Raw genomic sequence first — 16,482 nt, 5'->3', positions numbered from 1 at the left:
GGGGCTAACGTATGAAAGTCACGCTGCCTGATTTTCGCCGCGCCGGTGTATTAGTCGTTGGTGATGTCATGTTAGACCGCTATTGGTATGGGCCAACCAGCCGGATCTCACCAGAAGCACCGGTGCCAGTTGTTAAAGTTGATACCATCGAAGAGCGCCCCGGTGGTGCTGCAAACGTGGCGATGAACATCGCATCCCTTGGCGCTATCTCTCGTTTAGTTGGGTTGACCGGCATCGACGATGCTGCGCGGGCGCTGACCAACAAGCTGAATGAAGTACAGGTGCGCTGCGACTTTGTTTCGGTGCCTACCCATCCAACGATTACCAAATTGCGGGTACTTTCCCGTAATCAGCAGTTGATCCGTCTGGATTTTGAAGAAGGTTTTGACGGTGTTGATCCGCAACCTATCTTTGATCGCATCCAGCAGGCGCTGCCACAGATTGGCGCACTGGTGTTATCCGATTATGCCAAAGGTGCATTGAACAGTGTGCAGCCGATGATCCAACTGGCACGTAATGCGAAAGTTCCAGTACTTATCGATCCTAAAGGCAGCGATTTTGAGCGTTATCGCGGCGCAACACTGTTAACCCCTAACTTATCCGAATTTGAAGCCGTCGTCGGTCACTGTAAAAATGAAGAAGAACTGGTCAGCCGTGGCATGAAGCTGGTGGCTGACTTTGAGCTTTCAGCTCTGTTGGTGACTCGCTCCGAACAAGGGATGACACTGCTACAACCGGGGAAACCCCCATTACATCTACCCACTCAGGCGCAGGAAGTGTTCGATGTGACCGGTGCGGGTGATACGGTGATTGGGGTATTGGCTGCGGCACTGGCTGCGGGTAATACGCTTGAAGAGTCATGCTTCCTGGCTAATGCTGCCGCCGGTGTCGTTGTTGGTAAGTTAGGTACCTCAACGGTTTCACCGATTGAGCTGGAAAATGCCATCCGTGGTCGTGCGGAAACCGGTTTTGGGGTGATGGATGAGCAACAACTGAAAAAAGCCGTTGCGCAGGCCCGTCAGCGTGGTGAAAAAGTGGTCATGACCAATGGCATTTTTGACATTCTCCATGCGGGTCATGTCTCTTATTTGGCTAACGCCCGTAAGCTGGGTGACCGCCTGATTGTGGCAGTGAACAGCGATGCCTCTACCAAACGCTTGAAAGGCGAAAAACGGCCAGTTAACCCACTTGATCAGCGCATGATTGTATTAGGTGCGTTGGAAGCTGTGGATTGGGTGGTGCCGTTTGAAGAAGATACGCCGCAGCGCTTAATTGCCGATATTCTGCCGGATTTGCTGGTAAAAGGTGGTGATTATAAGCCGGATGAGATCGCGGGCAGTGCCGAGGTTTGGGCCGCAGGCGGTGAGGTTAAAGTACTGAATTTTGAAGATGGAGTTTCCACCACCAATATTATTCAGTCAATCAAGAATGGCCGAGGCTAGTAGGTGGGTGGACTAAAACAGGAGTTGAGTCTGGCACAGGGAGTCGGGTTGCTGTCCACTTCACTGCTGGGAACGGGCGTTTTTGCCGTTCCTGCATTGGCGGCGATGCTGGCCGGAGACGACAGTCTATGGGCCTGGCCGATATTAATTATACTGGTTTTTCCGATTGCTATCGCGTTTGCTGCCCTAGGCCGCGACTTCCCTAGTGCCGCAGGGGCTGCCCACTTCGTGACAATGGCCTTTGGCCCGAAGCTGGGTAATGTCACTGGTTGGCTATTCTTGTCTGTTATTCCGGTTGGTTTACCCGCCGCCTTGCAAATTGCTGCCGGTTTCTGGCAGGCAACATTCGGCTGGAGCGATACTGGGTTGCTGATGGTGCAACTGGTCACTTTGCTGGTTATTTGGCTGCTGGGCACGCGTAGCGCGGGTTCCAGCGCTAATGTACAGACATTGATAGCATTGCTGGTCATTGCGCTGGTGGTGGCTATTTGGTGGCAGGGGGCGATTCAACCATCACAGATACCCTGGCCAGAGCTACAAGATATTTCTCCGCCGAATATGTTCAACGCGTTGGCCGTAATGTTCTGGTGTTTTGTCGGATTAGAAGCCTTTGCACATTTGGCGACAGAATTCCGCCATCCCGAACGTGATTTCCCACGCGCACTGATCGTTGGCTTACTCGTTGCTGGTGCGGTGTATTGGGGCTGTACCGTGGCGGTGTTGCATTTCCATGCTTATGGCGAACAACAGGCGGCTGCGGCGTCGTTGCCGGGCATTGTAGTGCAACTTTTTGGTCAGCATGCACTGTGGATAGCGTGCATTATTGGCTATCTGGCCTGTTTTGCCAGCGTCAATATCTATACCCAGAGTTTTGCCCGCATGGTGTGGTCGCAGGCGCAGGTTCGGCCTGAAAGCAAACTTGCGCAGCTTTCTGCCGGGCAAACGCCGGTTAACGCACTTACTGCCGTGGTGGGGAGTTGCCTGGTATTTGCGTTACTGATTTATTGGCTATCGCTGCCACTGGACCTGCTGATTGTTTATGCCAATGGCATTTTTGTGCTGATTTATTTGCTATGTATGCTGGCGGGGATTCGCTTATTGAGCGGGCGCTCGCGGGTGATGTCGGTGATTGGCAGTATTCTGTGTTGTGTATTGCTGGTGATGATAGGTTGGAAAAGCTTATACGCTTTACTGATGTTTTTCCTATTGTGGGTGCTGCTTTCCAGAATGCGGCCAGCGGCGATATCCTCGTAAACTCAGGGCGCGATATCGAACTGCGCCCTGATTATCACTACTGACATGCGACCAAGCGTTACTCGCCGGTTTTGTCATCACCGCTGTTATCATCAATAACGGCTGGGACGTTGTTGAATTTGGCTTCCAGCTCTGTCACGCGTTGTTCCAGTAACGCCAGTTTTTCTCTGGTGCGTAGTAACACTTGAGTTTGTACGTCGAACTCTTCACGATTAACCAAATCCAGTCGTGTTAATTGCGATTGCAGCACCAGACGAATTTTCTTTTCGACGTCTTCCCCGAATTCGCGAATTCCTTTCGGCATAGACTCATGCACCTGGCGGGCGATTTGTTCAATTTTTTTCGGGTCAATCATGATATTTCCCTAATGAGATGTGGATTACTGCTTATTAGTGTAATGCCTCACGTTGATTGTATAAACCTCCAAACATCTACATTTTGGTAATTGCCCAGACGAATCAATAGCGCTATAGTCATAGGGCTTATTCTCAGGGCGGGGTGCAAGTCCCCACCGGCGGTAAATTGTGGTGCGGCATATCTGTGTCGTGGTGCAAAAGCCCGCGAGCGCTCACGTTGTTTCTCTTGTTAAAGAGGGCAAGGTAGAGGTCAGCAGACCCGGTGTGATTCCGGGGCCGACGGTTATAGTCCGGATGGGAGAGAGTAACGGTATCTGCCGGGCTTATAGCTCGCTTGCGTTATTTCGGCTATTTCTATTTATATATGAAGCAATGTTATATATGAAAGAGTGGCCTTTTACTCCTCAAGACCGCCCTGATTCTGGTAATCCATAATTTTAATGAGGTTTCTTACCATGAATCAGACCCTTCTATCAGATTTTGGCACGCCTGTTGAGCGTGTAGAACGTGCTGTCGACGCGCTGCGTAACGGCCGTGGCGTTATGGTGTTAGACGACGAAAGTCGAGAAAACGAAGGTGATATCGTTTTTGCAGCTGAAGCAATGACTGTTGAACAAATGGCACTGACCATCCGCCACGGTAGTGGCATTGTGTGTCTGTGTATCACTGACGAACGCCGCCAGCAGCTTGATTTGCCGATGATGGTGACCAATAACTCCAGCCAGTTCCAGACGGCATTTACCGTGACAATTGAAGCGGCTAAAGGTGTTACGACCGGCGTTTCTGCGGCTGACCGTTTGACGACTATTCGTGCGGCCATTGCTGACAACGCTAAACCTGCTGATCTTAACCGCCCGGGCCATGTATTCCCGCTGCGTGGTCAGGTAGGCGGCGTATTATCGCGTCGTGGTCATACCGAAGCCTCTATCGATTTGGCAACACTGGCGGGCTACAAGCCAGCAGGTGTGTTGTGTGAACTGACTAATGACGATGGCAGCATGGCCCATGCGCCAGAGGTTATTGAGTTTGCTAAATTGCATGATATGCCGGTAGTGACAATTGATGACCTGGCTGATTACCTCCAGTCTCAGGCAAGAAAAGCCAGCTAATAGAGTGGCGATATCAATGGATATTGCCTGCTGATGGTGTTGGTTTAAACACCGGGTTGTCTCTATTTTCCTGAATAGAGTGCGGCCCGGTTATTTCCTATCATGTCTTGACCCCTAAGTTAACCCTTCTCTGACTTTCCCCATTCAATTTTATTGAATATCTTCATCACTGTTATCTGGCTGTGCAATGAAAAAAAAGCGCGTAATGTATTTCTTATGATTTCAAGCGCCATTTTCTCTCTTAACAGTAAGGATTTCTTATGAACAGCTCTCGTATGCCTGCACTGTTTCTCGGCCACGGTAGCCCGATGAACGTGCTGGAAGAAAACAGTCACACTCAGGCATGGCGTACGTTGGGTGAGACTTTACCGCGTCCTAAGGCGATTCTGGCCGTCTCCGCCCACTGGTATACCCGTGGTACCGCAGTGACGGCAATGGAGCAACCTCGGACTATCCATGATTTTGGTGGATTCCCTCAGGCGTTATTTGATACCGAATATCCAGCGCCGGGTTCACCGGATCTGGCAGCACAAGTTCAGCAATTATTGGCACCTATCGTTGTGCGGGCTGATACCAGTGAATGGGGATTGGACCACGGTAGCTGGGGGGTATTGATTAAAATGTACCCTGAGGCTGATATTCCGGTGGTGCAATTGAGTATTGATGGTACGCAACCGGCGGCTTATCACTATGAGTTAGGTCGCAAGCTGGCAGTGCTGCGGGAGCAGGGCGTGATGATTGTCGCCAGCGGAAACGTCGTGCATAACTTGCGTATGGTTAGATGGCAGGGTGATAGCAGTCCTTATCCTTGGGCTGAATCTTTCAATCAATTTGTGCGAGACAACCTTAACTATCAAGGTGATAACCATCCTTTAGTGAACTTTATGCAACATGAAGGGGCTGCGCTATCTAATCCGTCACCAGAGCATTATCTGCCACTTTTGTATGTGTTGGGGAGCTGGGACGGCGTCGAGCCGATTTCGATTCCCACTGATGGGATTGAGATGGGATCGCTCAGTATGTTGTCGGTAAGAATTGGATAGTTCGACGTTATAAAAAGAAAGGTTTGAACTGATAAAGTCAGCGAGCCAAGGGTTGACCACTCCTACGGTTTACGCACTTGTATTTGAAACTAAAAGTGGCCCCAACGGAGTGTTTCCCCTTCATTTGACCTTGTCAGCAGTCTGAGGGAAAGCGAGTGCTTTCCCTTAAGTTATGCGCAGCCTTAGCCCAAAATAATATGCGGGTAAAAACGCGACAGATCTTGGGTAATCAGTTCTCTGTCTTCACGCAAACCAATGCCACAGGGTTGATCATTCACTAGCCAGCTACCTATCAGGGTATAGCTGTCGCCGAACTTAGGCAGCGGATGGAATTGCTGCACAATCATGCCTTCTTCCCCGTATGGCCCGTCAACTCGGGCAACTTCTTTACCGTTTTCCACTATCTGGATATTGGCACCTTCCCGTGAGAACAGCGGCTTGGTGACATAATGGTCCATCTTCGGATGGTCATCTTCGGCAAAGTAAGCAGGCAACAGGTTAGGGTGATTTGGGAACATCTCCCACAGCAGCGGCAATAAGGCTTTATTAGAGATTATGCTCTTCCACGCAGGTTCCAGCCAGCGCACGCCAGCATCTTCCAACTTGGTTGAGAACATTTCACGGAACATAAACTCCCACGGATAGAGTTTGAATAAATTACTGATAACCTGATTATCCAGATCAGTAAATTGCCCTTTCTCCCCTAAGCCGATCTCTTCCATAAACATGAATTCAGTTGGCAGACCTGCTTCCAGTGCGCAATCTTGCAAATATTGCACCGTGCCACGATCTTCTTCACTGTCCTGACAGCAGGCCAGATGCAGTAAGCTAAAACCATGGTTATCACGCAGGTCGACAAAGCGCTCAATCAACTTCTCTTGCATGCTGTTGTATTGATCAGAATCCTGACTCAAATTGCCTGCGTTGATCTGATCTTCCAACCATAACCATTGGAAAAAGGCGGCTTCATACAATGACGTTGGGGTGTCCGCATTGTTTTCCAGCAGTTTTGCTGGATTGATGCCGTCATAGGCCAGATCAAGGCGAGAATAGAGCGATGGCTGATGAGTTTTCCATGAGCTGCGAACAAAATCCCAGCAGTGTTTTGGAATGCGGAATTTTGCCATCAGTTGATCGCTATTCACCACTTTCTCAACCACTTGCAGACACATCTGATGCAATTCTGCGGTAGTTTCTTCCAGCTCTTCAATCTGTGCCAGTGTGAATTCGTAATACGCATCCTCACACCAGTACGGCTCGCCATACATGGTGTGGAAACGGAAACCGAATTCAGTGGCTTTCTCGCGCCAGTCTGGGCGTTCGCTAATCGCTAAACGTTTCATTAATCAGACCTTAACCACCCATGCTGCGTGTGCTGGTTTTAGATGATGTCGCGGCACTACGTTGCATAGAAGACTGCTTAGCCACGGACTCACCAAAGCCACCACGAGTGATAGTGTTGGTTACCGCAGGCTTGGGTGCCATGGCGGTTCTTGGCACGTTCATGGTGCGGCCAGTGGTGGCTGAACCAAAGTTTTTACCTGTCGCATCAACAAACTTGCCATTCGCTGGGCTATTTGGCGCTTTCGATGTGAATAGTGGCTGGCTTGCACCACCGCTCATCATCCGGCCCATCATATAACCGGCCATTAATGGCATCCACATACTGCCACTTTGTTGTGGTGCGGCCGCCGTGGTTTCGCCAGAAGATGATGAAGATGTTGGTACCATGCCAGCTTGAGCAGGAGCCTGAGTACACTGAGATTCACCAAACTCTGCCACACAGTCTTCGCGGGTCGCATATTTTGGTGCAGTTTTAGCCGCTTCTTGTAATGCCGTGTTGTAAGCGGTGGTACATTCCGCGCTCTTGGACGGATTCGCCTGAGAGCAATCATCAGCATTTTGATACAAAGAGACGGTTTCATCGGTTTTTTCACAGCCAGCCAGCATAAATACAGCACTGACAGCTAAAGCTACGGGCGCAAGACGGTAATTGCGCCAGGATTTACGGAAAGTCTCTTGATTGATGTTTTGAGTCCGTTTCATCATTATTTATCTCATTTCAGGGCTTTTGTGCCCTTTCCCAGTAAGTACGCTCTAGAATAGGGGAAAGATGTACGAAATTAAAGCGTGGGGGCTTGCCAGCGGCAGACTTTACAAAGCTATACGAAATGCTGCGAGTAGCTTCGCTTTTTTCATTGGCAAAAAGTGCTTGGCGGCGAAGACGTAGGGCATAGAAACCGGGCACAGCCTGATGCTGCACCCGGAGAGTCCGAGTCCGTAAAAATCAGTTACGGAATGGATTGCCACTACGCGCCGCTGCTGGTGCTGCGGTAGCTGGTTGGCTTACAGAAGTAGCACGCGGTGCTGATTGAGCACTTTCGCCATCAGCATAAGCATTCTGGTTGGCATTGTCCGGTGCGAGACTGGTGGCTGAAGTTGGCACTGGCTTGTCCAATACGCCATTCAGTTGCATCAGATCGTCCATATTCAATGTCCCCAACGCGGATTGGATGTTTAACTGATTAATCAGATAGTTATAACGCGCGTCAGCTAATTGCTGTTTGGATTGATACAAGTTAGTCGTTGCAGTCAATACATCCAGAATAGTACGGGTACCCACCTGGTATCCGGCTTCCATGGCATCTAATGAACTTTGGTTGGAAATGACCACCTGCTCATAAGCCTTGATACTACTGATGGAGGCTGAAATATTATTGAATGAGGAGCGTACAGTTTGCACCACACTACGGTGCGCACTTTCTAGCTGTTCACTGGCACCGACGAAATTGTACTGTGCTTGTTTCACCGCAGAATTGGTGGCCCCGCCGCTATACAGTGGCAAACTCAGTTGCACACCAATTTGGTTTTGCCCAGCATCATTATTCACTTGCTGGCTGGTTGGTGACCCCCCACTGTAACGTGTATTGGTTACAGAAGATGAGGCGGTCAAATCGACCGTCGGCATATAACCGGTTTCTGCTGACTTAATTTGCTCACGAGCCAAATCTTGGCTCAAACGGGCAGAAAGCAAGGCAAGGTTACGTTTTTCAGCTTCTTTCAATAAGTTAGTAACTGCTTGTGGGCGCTCAGTCTTCAAGCGACTCACATTCAGTGATGCCAATTCAGGATAATAAACACCGGTGATCTGGCGCAGGTTTTCCAACGCGTTATCCAAATTGTTACGGGCAGTCACTTCTGCTGCTAACACGGTATCGTAGCTGGCACGGGCGTTTTGCACATCGGTAATTGCGACTAAACCTACATTAAACCGCTGGGTCGTTTGGTCCAACTGGCGATAGACCGATTGCTTCTGTGCTTCGGTGTAAGACAGGCTATCAATCGCTCTGAGTACGTTGAAATAGGCTGTTGCCGTGTTCAGGATCAGTGCCTGTTCGTCGGTCTGGAATGTGACATCCTGAATACCCGCCGCCTTTTCCTGTAAGGTCAGGGCGCGCCATTTAGACATATCAAAAATAGTTTGAGTCAGTTGCAGGGAGCCTAATGTCGCGTTGCTATCCGGGCTATCGGATGCATCACGGAAACCATTAGTATGGCTGTAACCTGCACCCAAACCGAGCTGTGGTAACAGCGGGCTGCGAGCTTGATTAATTTTTTCATATGCAGCATCGCGGTCAGCAGCCGATTTGCGTAAATCCGGGTTACTATCCCTGGCTTGCTTATAAACTTGCAGCAAGTTCTCTGCCTGGCTCATGGTACTGAAACCAGCCAGACTCAGCCCGATAAGAAGGGGGAGCAGTTTCTTCATTTGCAGTCCTTGTTGTGCAGCATTTGTGCGGCAATTTTACTATGGTAGCTGTCGATAGACGATATTGTTGCCGATTCTATCAGAGTCTGCCAATGGGATAAGGTGGCTGATTGTGCCATCTCGCCTTAATTTACTTAAATCTATCACAAAGCTAAATGAGTATTCAGACAACTCATCTGTATCGAGCTATCTTGGGCAAATAATCTTTATCAAAATCATTTCTATCGGCTAACTCTATGCCTGCTATTTTAAAATCCTGTATACCCGTCATACTGCAAGCTGCATGTGCGTTAGCTGCTTTCGTTAACCCCAGTCACTTACTTATGTAAGCTTATGGGGGATTATGAGCCTCACCCTACGGGCCAGCGCAGGCGCTGTGCAAAATGGTTTACAACCAATTTGTCGCTCAATTGCCGCCTTCCTGCAACTCTAATTATTTAGGGTATAGCCTGTGTAGTTTGGCTGTCATCAAAAATCACAATTAAGCTTGGATACTTAAGTAAGGAGAACAGTTAATGACGTCAGTACAATCTTCACCGGTGACCTTTGACAAGAATGATGTGGAAATTATTGCACGTGAAACACTTTACAGTGGTTTTTTTTCACTGAATTTATACCGATTCCGCCACCGCCTGTTTAACGGTGAAATGAGTGGTGAAGTTAAGCGTGAAATTTTCGAGCGTGGCCATGCTGCGGTGTTGTTACCCTATGATCCGGTGCGTGATGAAGTGGTATTGGTTGAGCAATTACGGATTGCCGCCATTGACAGTAGCCCGTCACCTTGGTTATTAGAAATGGTAGCCGGAATGATTGAAGGGGGTGAAACCGTTGAGGCGGTCGCCCGTCGCGAGGCGCAGGAGGAAGCCGAAATTGACATTGGCCGCTGTAAGCCGGTGCTCAGCTATTTAGCCAGCCCCGGGGGCACCAGCGAACGTTTGTCTATTATGGTGGGCGAAGTTGATGCGACAACGGCGAAGGGCATTCATGGCTTGGCCGACGAAAATGAAGATATTCGAGTGCATGTTGTTAGTCGTGAACAAGCTTGTCGTTGGGTTGAAGAAGGTGCTATTGATAACGCAGCCTCAATCATTGCATTACAATGGTTGGCGTTGCACCATCAATCGCTGAGAGCAGAATGGCAGTCATAAAGAGAAAAAATAATGAGTAAGCGCTATACACCTGATTTCCCTGAGATGATGCGGATATGTGAAACTAACTTCGCACAATTGCGTCGTTTGATACCTCGCGTCGATGAAGTGGGCGAAAACGTGGCTTATCAGGTTAATGGCGGCAGTTATAGGCTGACAATTATTGAGTCAACCCGCTACACTTCGGTAGTAGAGATTGTGCAAACCGAGCCTGCGGTGAGTCACTGGAGCCTGCCATCGATGGTGGTGCGGCTTTATCATGATGCACAGGTCGCGGAAGTGTGTGCCAGTCAGCAGATCTACCGCTTCAAAGCAAGTTATGATTATCCGAATAAAAAGTTGCATCAGCGGGACGAAAAGCATCAAATTAACCAGTTTCTTGCTGACTGGTTGCGCTATTGTTTGGCGCATGGAGCGGTGGCAGTTCCGGTTTGTTAGACAGACTTATAACCTTGCCTACAGAGAGTGAAGAATCGTGATAATTCTGGTTGGGAAGGGTGCAAAAACAAGGACACCATTTGGAAAGCCTGTTTAAACTGCCTATGGCGAGTGGGGCCAAAGTCAGAATTTTACAAATAACAGATACCCACCTCTTCGCAGGTGAACATGAGACCTTGCTGGGTGTGAATACGTCCCGCAGTTATCGCGCTGTGTTGGATGCGATTATTGCTGAGCAACATCCATTTGATCTGATTGTTGCAACCGGTGATTTGGCGCAGGACCATTCGGTTGCTGCCTATCAAAATTTTGCGAAGGGTATTTCCCGTTTGCCGGCGCCTTGCGTATGGCTACCCGGTAATCACGATTTTCAACCGGCGATGGTAGATGCACTGGCGGATTCAGGCATTGCGCCTTCGAAGCAGGTTCTGGTTGGTGATAACTGGCAAATTCTGTTATTGGACAGTCAGGTATTCGGTGTTCCTTATGGTGAACTGAGCGATTATCAGTTGGAGTGGATGGAGCGTTGTCTGGTGGCTTACCCAGAACGCTATACGCTGATTTTATTGCATCATCACCCAATGCCATCCGGCTGCACTTGGCTTGACCAACACAGTCTGCGTAATGCGCATATGTTGGCGGCAGTGCTGGTTCGTTATCCGCGTGTTACCACCTTATTGTGTGGCCATATCCATCAAGATTTGGATCTCGATTGGTATGGTAAACGGCTGCTGGCCAGCCCTTCTACTTGTGTGCAGTTCAAACCGCACTGTACTAATTTTACGCTTGATACTGTGGCCCCGGGATGGCGCTACCTCGACTTACTGCCTGATGGAATACTTGAAACTGAGGTTCGTCGGTTAGCCAGTGATGAGTTCTGCCCGGACATGGACTCGGATGGTTATTGATGAGTACGCTTCTTTATATTCACGGCTTTAATAGCTCCCCCAGTTCGCTCAAAGCAACCACCTTTAAAAGTTGGTTGCAGCAGCACCATCCTCATATTGAGATGCTGACACCGCAATTACCGCCGTATCCGGCACAAGCAGCAGAAATGTTGGAAAACATTGTGATGGATAAAGCTGGGCAATCTATTGGTATTGTTGGTTCTTCCTTGGGCGGCTATTTTGCTACCTGGCTTTCCCAGCGTTTCAGCATTCCTGCGGTGGTTGTTAACCCGGCAGTGCGGCCTTTTGAGCTGCTCAGTGATTATCTGGGCGAGAATGAGAACCCCTACACAGGTCAACAATATGTGTTAGAGTCTCGACATATTTACGACCTGAAGGTCATGCAAATTGAAAAGTTGGAATCCCCAGATTTACTCTGGTTATTGCAACAAACCGGGGATGAGATCCTCGATTACCGTCAAGCGGTTGCTTATTACACCCCTTGCCGGCAAACAGTAGAATCAGGTGGAAATCATGCCTTTGTTGGCTTTGATCACTATTTCTCCCCGATTGTAACTTTTTTAGGGCTAGCGACTGCCTGATAACAGGCCGTATATGTGCCACCGATACAGCAGGTTTGGTATTACTACAATTTTGGTATTACTACCGTTGGGTATCGTTACTACAGTGGGTATTGCACTGGGGCCGAGATGGCCCACCAGGCATGTCACCGCCAGCCTTCCAACCATTAGCCGAATATTAATCAACCATGACTGAATCCAGCTATAACGCTGATGCCATTGAAGTACTCAGCGGTTTAGAACCAGTGCGTCGTCGTCCGGGCATGTATACGGATACCACGCGGCCAAACCACCTTGGTCAAGAGGTGATTGATAACAGCGTCGATGAGGCGCTGGCGGGCCATGCCCGGCGTATTGACGTTATTCTGCACGCCGATCAATCGCTGGAAGTGACTGATGATGGCCGTGGTATGCCTGTTGATATCCATCCAGAAGAAGGTGTTCCCGCCGTTGAACTGATTATGTGTCGGTTACACGCAGGCGGCAAATTCTCGAATAAAAACTATCAGTTCTCTGGTGGTTTGCACGGTGTAGGCATTTCAGTTGTGAATGCTTTATCCAAGCGAGTAGAGGTCACGGTGCGCCGTGATAGCCAAATCTACAGTATCGCCTTTGAAAATGGCGATAAAGTGCAGGAACTACAAGTTATCGGGACATGCGGTAAGCGCAATACCGGTACCAGCGTGCATTTCTGGCCGGATGTCTCATTCTTCGATAGCCCACGTTTCTCGGTTTCGCGTTTATCCCATTTGCTGAAAGCGAAAGCCGTGTTGTGCCCCGGCGTAGAAATCGTCTTTAAAGATCTGGTGAATAATACCGAGCAGCGTTGGTGCTATGCCGATGGCCTGACCGATTATCTGATGGAAGCTGTTGATGGCTTGATTACCCTGCCAGAAGCACCGTTTGTCGGCTCTTTTGCCGGTGATACTGAAGCGATTGATTGGGCGCTGTTGTGGTTGCCAGAAGGCGGTGAACTGTTGACAGAAAGCTACGTCAACCTGATCCCCACCATGCAGGGCGGAACTCACGTCAACGGTTTGCGTCAGGGTTTGCTGGATGCCATGCGCGATTTCTGCGAATACCGCAATATTTTGCCCCGTGGTGTCAAACTTTCGGCCGATGATATCTGGGAACGCTGTGCTTATGTGTTGTCAGTAAAAATGCAGGACCCACAATTTGCCGGCCAGACGAAAGAGCGGCTCTCCTCACGTCAGTGTGCTGCTTTTGTGTCCGGTGTGGTAAAAGATGCCTTCAGCCTATGGTTGAATCAGAATATACAAGCGGCAGAACAACTGGCTGAATTGGCCATTTCCAGTGCTCAGCGCCGTATGCGTGCGGCAAAAAAAGTGGTGCGTAAGAAGCTGACCAGCGGCCCGGCATTGCCCGGTAAATTGGCGGATTGTACTTCGCAGGATCTGAGCATGACCGAATTATTCTTGGTGGAAGGGGATTCCGCCGGTGGTTCGGCTAAACAGGCACGTGATCGTGAATATCAGGCGATCATGCCGCTGAAAGGCAAGATCCTAAATACCTGGGAAGTTTCGTCAGATGAAGTGCTGGCCTCGCAGGAAGTACACGATATCTCGGTAGCCATTGGTATCGATCCAGACAGCGAAGATTTGAGCCAACTGCGTTACGGTAAAGTTTGTATCCTGGCGGATGCGGACTCCGATGGTTTGCATATTGCCACCCTGCTGTGCGCCCTGTTTGTGCGTCACTTCCGGGCGTTGGTGCGCAACGGTCACGTTTATGTGGCGATGCCGCCACTGTATCGCATCGATTTAGGCAAAGAAGTGTTTTATGCCTTGGATGAAGAAGAGAAAACCGGTGTTCTGGAACAACTGAAGCGTAAACGCGGTAAACCCAACGTTCAGCGCTTTAAAGGGTTGGGTGAAATGAACCCGTTGCAGTTACGTGAAACGACCCTCGATCCGAATACTCGCCGTCTGGTGCAATTGACCATTGGTGATGATGATATTGATAAAACGCTAGCAATGATGGACATGTTGTTAGCGAAAAAGCGTTCCGAAGATCGGCGCAATTGGCTGCAAGAGAAAGGGGATACCGCTGAAATCGAAGTTTGATCGATGGCAGGGTTTAATAGATGAAAGTGACGTTAGAAGAGTTGCAGGCATTTACCTCGGTAGTTGACTGCGGCTCGATTACCGCGGCGGCAGAGCAACGTAGCCAGACCACATCGGGTATCAGCCGTGCATTGAGCCGATTGGAGCAAAAGCTAGCGACCACTTTGCTACGCCGCACCACCCGCCGGTTGGAATTGACCGAAGAGGGCGAGCTGTTTCTCAGCCATGCACGCCAGATTCTTGGCGCGGTGGATGATGCTGAGGAACAGATTGCTCTGCGGCGGTTGAAGCCTGCTGGTCGGTTGCGAGTGAATGCAGCAGCCCCCTTTATGCAGCACGTTATCGTGCCGATGATCAGCGGCTTTCGCGCCTTATATCCGCAAATCATTCTTGAACTGAATACCGACGATCTTAATATCGATCTGTTGGAGCAACGTACTGATATCGCGATCCGCATTGGTGCTTTGCGCGACTCCACTATTCATGCACGTTTGCTGGGTGCCAGCCGGGTGCGTATTCTTGCCAGCCCCGACTATCTGCAATGTCACGGTACCCCGCACACTATTGATGACCTCGCAAATCACAGTCTGCTCGGTTTCACTCAGCCTGAATTCCTTAATCAATGGTCGCTACCTCATTTGCCAGGCGGGCATTCGTCGATTATCCCGAATTTAGCGGCTTCCAGCGGCGAAACGCTACGTTTATTGGCTTTACAGGGTGAAGGGATCGTCGAACTCTCTGATTTTATGACGCGTAAAGATCAACTGGCGGGGCATTTGGTTGAAGTTATGGCGGATCAAACTCTGGAAACCTGGCAACCGATCAATGCGGTGTATTATCGCAATACACAACTTGCCGCGCGGATTACCTGTTTTCTCGATTATGTGAGTGAGCAGATTCAGTTGCAGGGGAGCCATTGGCTCAGATATTAGCGGCTAACACCGCTGCAACTTCAAGCCAGAAGGGTATTAGCCAAAGTAATTTGAGTTGCAGCAAGGCAGCAAACGAATGAATCCCGATGAAGCTTACTCAAGTAAGTGATTCGGGTGAGTGAGAGCGGCTAACACCGCTGCAGCTTCAAGCCAGAAGGGTATTAGCCAAAGTAATTGGAGTTGCAGCAAGGTAGCAAACGAATGAATCCCGATGAGCTTACTCAAGTAAGTGATTCGGGTGAGTGAGAGCGGCTAACACCGCTGCAGCTTCAAGCCAGAAGGGTATTAGCCAAAGTAATTGGAGTTGCAGCAAGGCAGCAAACGAATGAATCCCGATGAGCTTACTCAAGTAAGTGATTCGGGTGAGTGAGAGCGGCTAACACCGCTGCAGCTTCAAGTAAGAAGGCTAAGATAAAATGTGAATGTTCACATCCAACACATCATCCTTAATCACTTCACGGTGTTGATGCATATGTTCCATCTGCAAATGTAACTCCAGATGATGCACACTTTGCCACTTCTCCAGCATGAAAATAGAGTCCGGCGAGTTCTTTTGCCAGTCAAGCTGGGTGGGAACGTCAACCATCGGCACATAACCGCCACAACCTTCCTCGGCCAGTACCGCCGGAATAAGCTTCTCAATTGCCTGTAATACTGCCTGACGGCGCCCTGGTTTGACTTTGATTTCTGCAAAAACGGTAATCATTACTGCCTCTATTTATCTCTGATAGGAAATCAAACGGCCTGATAGTTAAAGTTTTCGGCTAAATGCTGACGATAACGGCTGATGTCACCTTCAATGTCTGGTTGTTTAATCACATCATTACACATAAATGTTGGCAGAGGTTCCATTCCAAGGAATTGGTTCGCTTTATGGAAATGCAGATAAACACCGTCAACGCCCACCCCATGGAAGAACTGTTTCGGGTCATTGAACGCTGCAAGTGGTGCGTTCCAGGTGACTGACAGCATGTAGGTTTTACCCTGAATCAAACCGCCAGAACCATAACCTTTAGTGGCATCAGAACGGGTACGGCCATCACTGGCATACAGTTTGCCGTGACCTGCGGTAAAGACGTCATCAATATATTTTTTCAGAATCCACGGTTCACCCATCCACCAACCGGGCATTTGATAAATAACGGTATCGGCCCACAGATATTTTTCAATTTCACTTTCAATATCATAGCCTTCATCAACCGTGGTGATTTTCACCTGATGGCCGTTTTCACGTAGAAAGTCGGCAGCGACATTCGTGAGCGTGAGGTTAAGCGCCCCTTTGGAGTGCGCAAACGCTTTCATGGCGTTAATAATTAATACATTACTCATTGATATAATCCTTGTGAAACGGGGGGCTAATAACCCAAAACAGCGGCCTACCCGGAATGCTGAGTATGCTAATGGTTTTTACGCGAGAGAAAAATGGACAATAATGCACA

Annotated in this window: 16 protein-coding genes and 1 riboswitch; of the genes, 10 read left to right on the top strand and 6 right to left on the bottom strand. The window is 49.3% G+C overall.

The genetic code is table 11. From position 1 onward, the window contains the following. Nucleotides 1-11 precede the first annotated feature (11 nt). Together hldE and yjeH are read left to right on the top strand one after the other, a co-directional pair. On the top strand, nucleotides 12-1,442 hold the full coding sequence (hldE, locus tag Q2T72_RS19015; RefSeq protein ID WP_050086680.1) for a bifunctional D-glycero-beta-D-manno-heptose-7-phosphate kinase/D-glycero-beta-D-manno-heptose 1-phosphate adenylyltransferase HldE: 1,431 nt from the start codon (nucleotides 12-14) through the stop codon (nucleotides 1,440-1,442). A gap of 3 nt (nucleotides 1,443-1,445) precedes the next feature. Then, nucleotides 1,446-2,696: an L-methionine/branched-chain amino acid transporter gene (yjeH, locus tag Q2T72_RS19010; RefSeq protein WP_372569680.1), complete on the top strand. Its 1,251-nt coding sequence runs from the start codon at nucleotides 1,446-1,448 to the stop codon at nucleotides 2,694-2,696. Between the two features lie 58 nt (nucleotides 2,697-2,754). Here yjeH and Q2T72_RS19005 read toward each other — a convergent pair whose 3' ends face one another. Continuing rightward, on the bottom strand, nucleotides 2,755-3,051 hold the full coding sequence (locus tag Q2T72_RS19005; protein WP_083162376.1) for an accessory factor UbiK family protein: 297 nt from the start codon (nucleotides 3,049-3,051) through the stop codon (nucleotides 2,755-2,757). A 125-nt stretch (nucleotides 3,052-3,176) separates the two neighbouring features. Then, a riboswitch (FMN riboswitch) is annotated at nucleotides 3,177-3,362 on the top strand. A 145-nt stretch (nucleotides 3,363-3,507) separates the two neighbouring features. Between Q2T72_RS19005 and ribB the strand changes: the two genes are divergently transcribed. Then, the gene (ribB, locus tag Q2T72_RS19000) at nucleotides 3,508-4,161 is read left to right on the top strand and encodes a 3,4-dihydroxy-2-butanone-4-phosphate synthase (RefSeq protein WP_083162378.1); all 654 of its coding nucleotides are present in this window, start codon (nucleotides 3,508-3,510) and stop codon (nucleotides 4,159-4,161) included. Between the two features lie 260 nt (nucleotides 4,162-4,421). Then, on the top strand, nucleotides 4,422-5,204 hold the full coding sequence (gene ygiD, locus Q2T72_RS18995; RefSeq protein ID WP_083162379.1) for a 4,5-DOPA dioxygenase extradiol: 783 nt from the start codon (nucleotides 4,422-4,424) through the stop codon (nucleotides 5,202-5,204). A 182-nt stretch (nucleotides 5,205-5,386) separates the two neighbouring features. Here the strand turns inward: ygiD and Q2T72_RS18990 are convergent, their stop codons facing one another. The 3 genes from Q2T72_RS18990 to tolC all read right to left on the bottom strand — a co-directional run bounded on the left by Q2T72_RS18990 (nucleotide 5,387) and on the right by tolC (nucleotide 8,973). Beyond that, a complete protein-coding gene (locus Q2T72_RS18990) occupies nucleotides 5,387-6,547 on the bottom strand; it encodes a glutathionylspermidine synthase family protein (protein WP_083162380.1) in 1,161 nt (386 codons plus the stop codon). 10 nt (nucleotides 6,548-6,557) lie between these two features. After that, nucleotides 6,558-7,250 (bottom strand): DUF1190 family protein, encoded by a 693-nt coding sequence (locus Q2T72_RS18985; protein WP_372569919.1) that lies wholly within the window; start codon nucleotides 7,248-7,250, stop codon nucleotides 6,558-6,560. Between the two features lie 241 nt (nucleotides 7,251-7,491). After that, nucleotides 7,492-8,973 carry an outer membrane channel protein TolC gene (gene tolC / locus Q2T72_RS18980; protein WP_372569678.1) on the bottom strand — a complete coding sequence of 494 codons (1,482 nt, stop codon included), beginning with the start codon at nucleotides 8,971-8,973 and terminating at the stop codon, nucleotides 7,492-7,494. A gap of 515 nt (nucleotides 8,974-9,488) precedes the next feature. Between tolC and nudF the strand changes: the two genes are divergently transcribed. The 6 genes from nudF to Q2T72_RS18950 all read left to right on the top strand — a co-directional run bounded on the left by nudF (nucleotide 9,489) and on the right by Q2T72_RS18950 (nucleotide 15,043). Continuing rightward, nucleotides 9,489-10,121, top strand: coding sequence for an ADP-ribose diphosphatase (gene nudF, locus Q2T72_RS18975; protein WP_372569677.1), 633 nt, complete (start codon nucleotides 9,489-9,491; stop codon nucleotides 10,119-10,121). A gap of 12 nt (nucleotides 10,122-10,133) precedes the next feature. Beyond that, complete coding sequence (locus tag Q2T72_RS18970; RefSeq protein ID WP_050086674.1) at nucleotides 10,134-10,559, top strand: DUF1249 family protein; 426 nt, start codon at nucleotides 10,134-10,136, stop codon at nucleotides 10,557-10,559. Between the two features lie 80 nt (nucleotides 10,560-10,639). Beyond that, on the top strand, nucleotides 10,640-11,467 hold the full coding sequence (cpdA, locus tag Q2T72_RS18965; RefSeq protein WP_083162384.1) for a 3',5'-cyclic-AMP phosphodiesterase: 828 nt from the start codon (nucleotides 10,640-10,642) through the stop codon (nucleotides 11,465-11,467). After that, on the top strand, nucleotides 11,467-12,048 hold the full coding sequence (yqiA, locus tag Q2T72_RS18960) for an esterase YqiA (RefSeq protein ID WP_372560484.1): 582 nt from the start codon (nucleotides 11,467-11,469) through the stop codon (nucleotides 12,046-12,048). The genes cpdA and yqiA overlap by 1 nt, the downstream gene beginning before the upstream one ends. A gap of 167 nt (nucleotides 12,049-12,215) precedes the next feature. Continuing rightward, nucleotides 12,216-14,111, top strand: coding sequence for a DNA topoisomerase IV subunit B (gene parE / locus Q2T72_RS18955; protein ID WP_083162386.1), 1,896 nt, complete (start codon nucleotides 12,216-12,218; stop codon nucleotides 14,109-14,111). 20 nt (nucleotides 14,112-14,131) lie between these two features. Continuing rightward, complete coding sequence (locus tag Q2T72_RS18950; protein ID WP_083162387.1) at nucleotides 14,132-15,043, top strand: LysR family transcriptional regulator; 912 nt, start codon at nucleotides 14,132-14,134, stop codon at nucleotides 15,041-15,043. Between the two features lie 406 nt (nucleotides 15,044-15,449). Here Q2T72_RS18950 and Q2T72_RS18945 read toward each other — a convergent pair whose 3' ends face one another. Together Q2T72_RS18945 and Q2T72_RS18940 are read right to left on the bottom strand one after the other, a co-directional pair. After that, entirely contained in the window at nucleotides 15,450-15,749 is a 300-nt protein-coding gene (locus Q2T72_RS18945) for a putative quinol monooxygenase (protein ID WP_083162388.1), read from the bottom strand. 29 nt (nucleotides 15,750-15,778) lie between these two features. Further along, nucleotides 15,779-16,372, bottom strand: coding sequence for an NAD(P)H-dependent oxidoreductase (locus Q2T72_RS18940; RefSeq protein ID WP_083162389.1), 594 nt, complete (start codon nucleotides 16,370-16,372; stop codon nucleotides 15,779-15,781). Between the last annotated feature and the right edge of the window lie 110 nt (nucleotides 16,373-16,482).

The organism is Yersinia sp. 2466 StPb PI (assembly GCF_041538325.1).
Taxonomy (GTDB): Bacteria; Pseudomonadota; Gammaproteobacteria; order Enterobacterales; family Enterobacteriaceae; genus Yersinia; species Yersinia enterocolitica_E.
The sequence above is the reverse complement of the archived record's forward strand: the minus strand, read 5'-3'. Positions and strand labels throughout refer to the sequence as shown.

Excerpts from the sequence above, each read along its gene's own strand:
- hldE (WP_050086680.1), top strand. The coding sequence starts at position 12 with ATGAAAGTCACGCTGCCTGATTTTCGCCGCGCCGGTGTATTAGTCGTT.
- Q2T72_RS19005 (WP_083162376.1), bottom strand. The coding sequence starts at position 3,051 with ATGATTGACCCGAAAAAAATTGAACAAATCGCCCGCCAGGTGCATGAG.
- ribB (WP_083162378.1), top strand. The coding sequence starts at position 3,508 with ATGAATCAGACCCTTCTATCAGATTTTGGCACGCCTGTTGAGCGTGTA.
- ygiD (WP_083162379.1), top strand. The coding sequence starts at position 4,422 with ATGAACAGCTCTCGTATGCCTGCACTGTTTCTCGGCCACGGTAGCCCG.
- Q2T72_RS18990 (WP_083162380.1), bottom strand. The coding sequence starts at position 6,547 with ATGAAACGTTTAGCGATTAGCGAACGCCCAGACTGGCGCGAGAAAGCC.
- Q2T72_RS18985 (WP_372569919.1), bottom strand. The coding sequence starts at position 7,250 with ATGAAACGGACTCAAAACATCAATCAAGAGACTTTCCGTAAATCCTGG.
- tolC (WP_372569678.1), bottom strand. The coding sequence starts at position 8,973 with ATGAAGAAACTGCTCCCCCTTCTTATCGGGCTGAGTCTGGCTGGTTTC.
- nudF (WP_372569677.1), top strand. The coding sequence starts at position 9,489 with ATGACGTCAGTACAATCTTCACCGGTGACCTTTGACAAGAATGATGTG.
- Q2T72_RS18970 (WP_050086674.1), top strand. The coding sequence starts at position 10,134 with ATGAGTAAGCGCTATACACCTGATTTCCCTGAGATGATGCGGATATGT.
- yqiA (WP_372560484.1), top strand. The coding sequence starts at position 11,467 with ATGAGTACGCTTCTTTATATTCACGGCTTTAATAGCTCCCCCAGTTCG.
- parE (WP_083162386.1), top strand. The coding sequence starts at position 12,216 with ATGACTGAATCCAGCTATAACGCTGATGCCATTGAAGTACTCAGCGGT.
- Q2T72_RS18950 (WP_083162387.1), top strand. The coding sequence starts at position 14,132 with ATGAAAGTGACGTTAGAAGAGTTGCAGGCATTTACCTCGGTAGTTGAC.
- Q2T72_RS18945 (WP_083162388.1), bottom strand. The coding sequence starts at position 15,749 with ATGATTACCGTTTTTGCAGAAATCAAAGTCAAACCAGGGCGCCGTCAG.
- Q2T72_RS18940 (WP_083162389.1), bottom strand. The coding sequence starts at position 16,372 with ATGAGTAATGTATTAATTATTAACGCCATGAAAGCGTTTGCGCACTCC.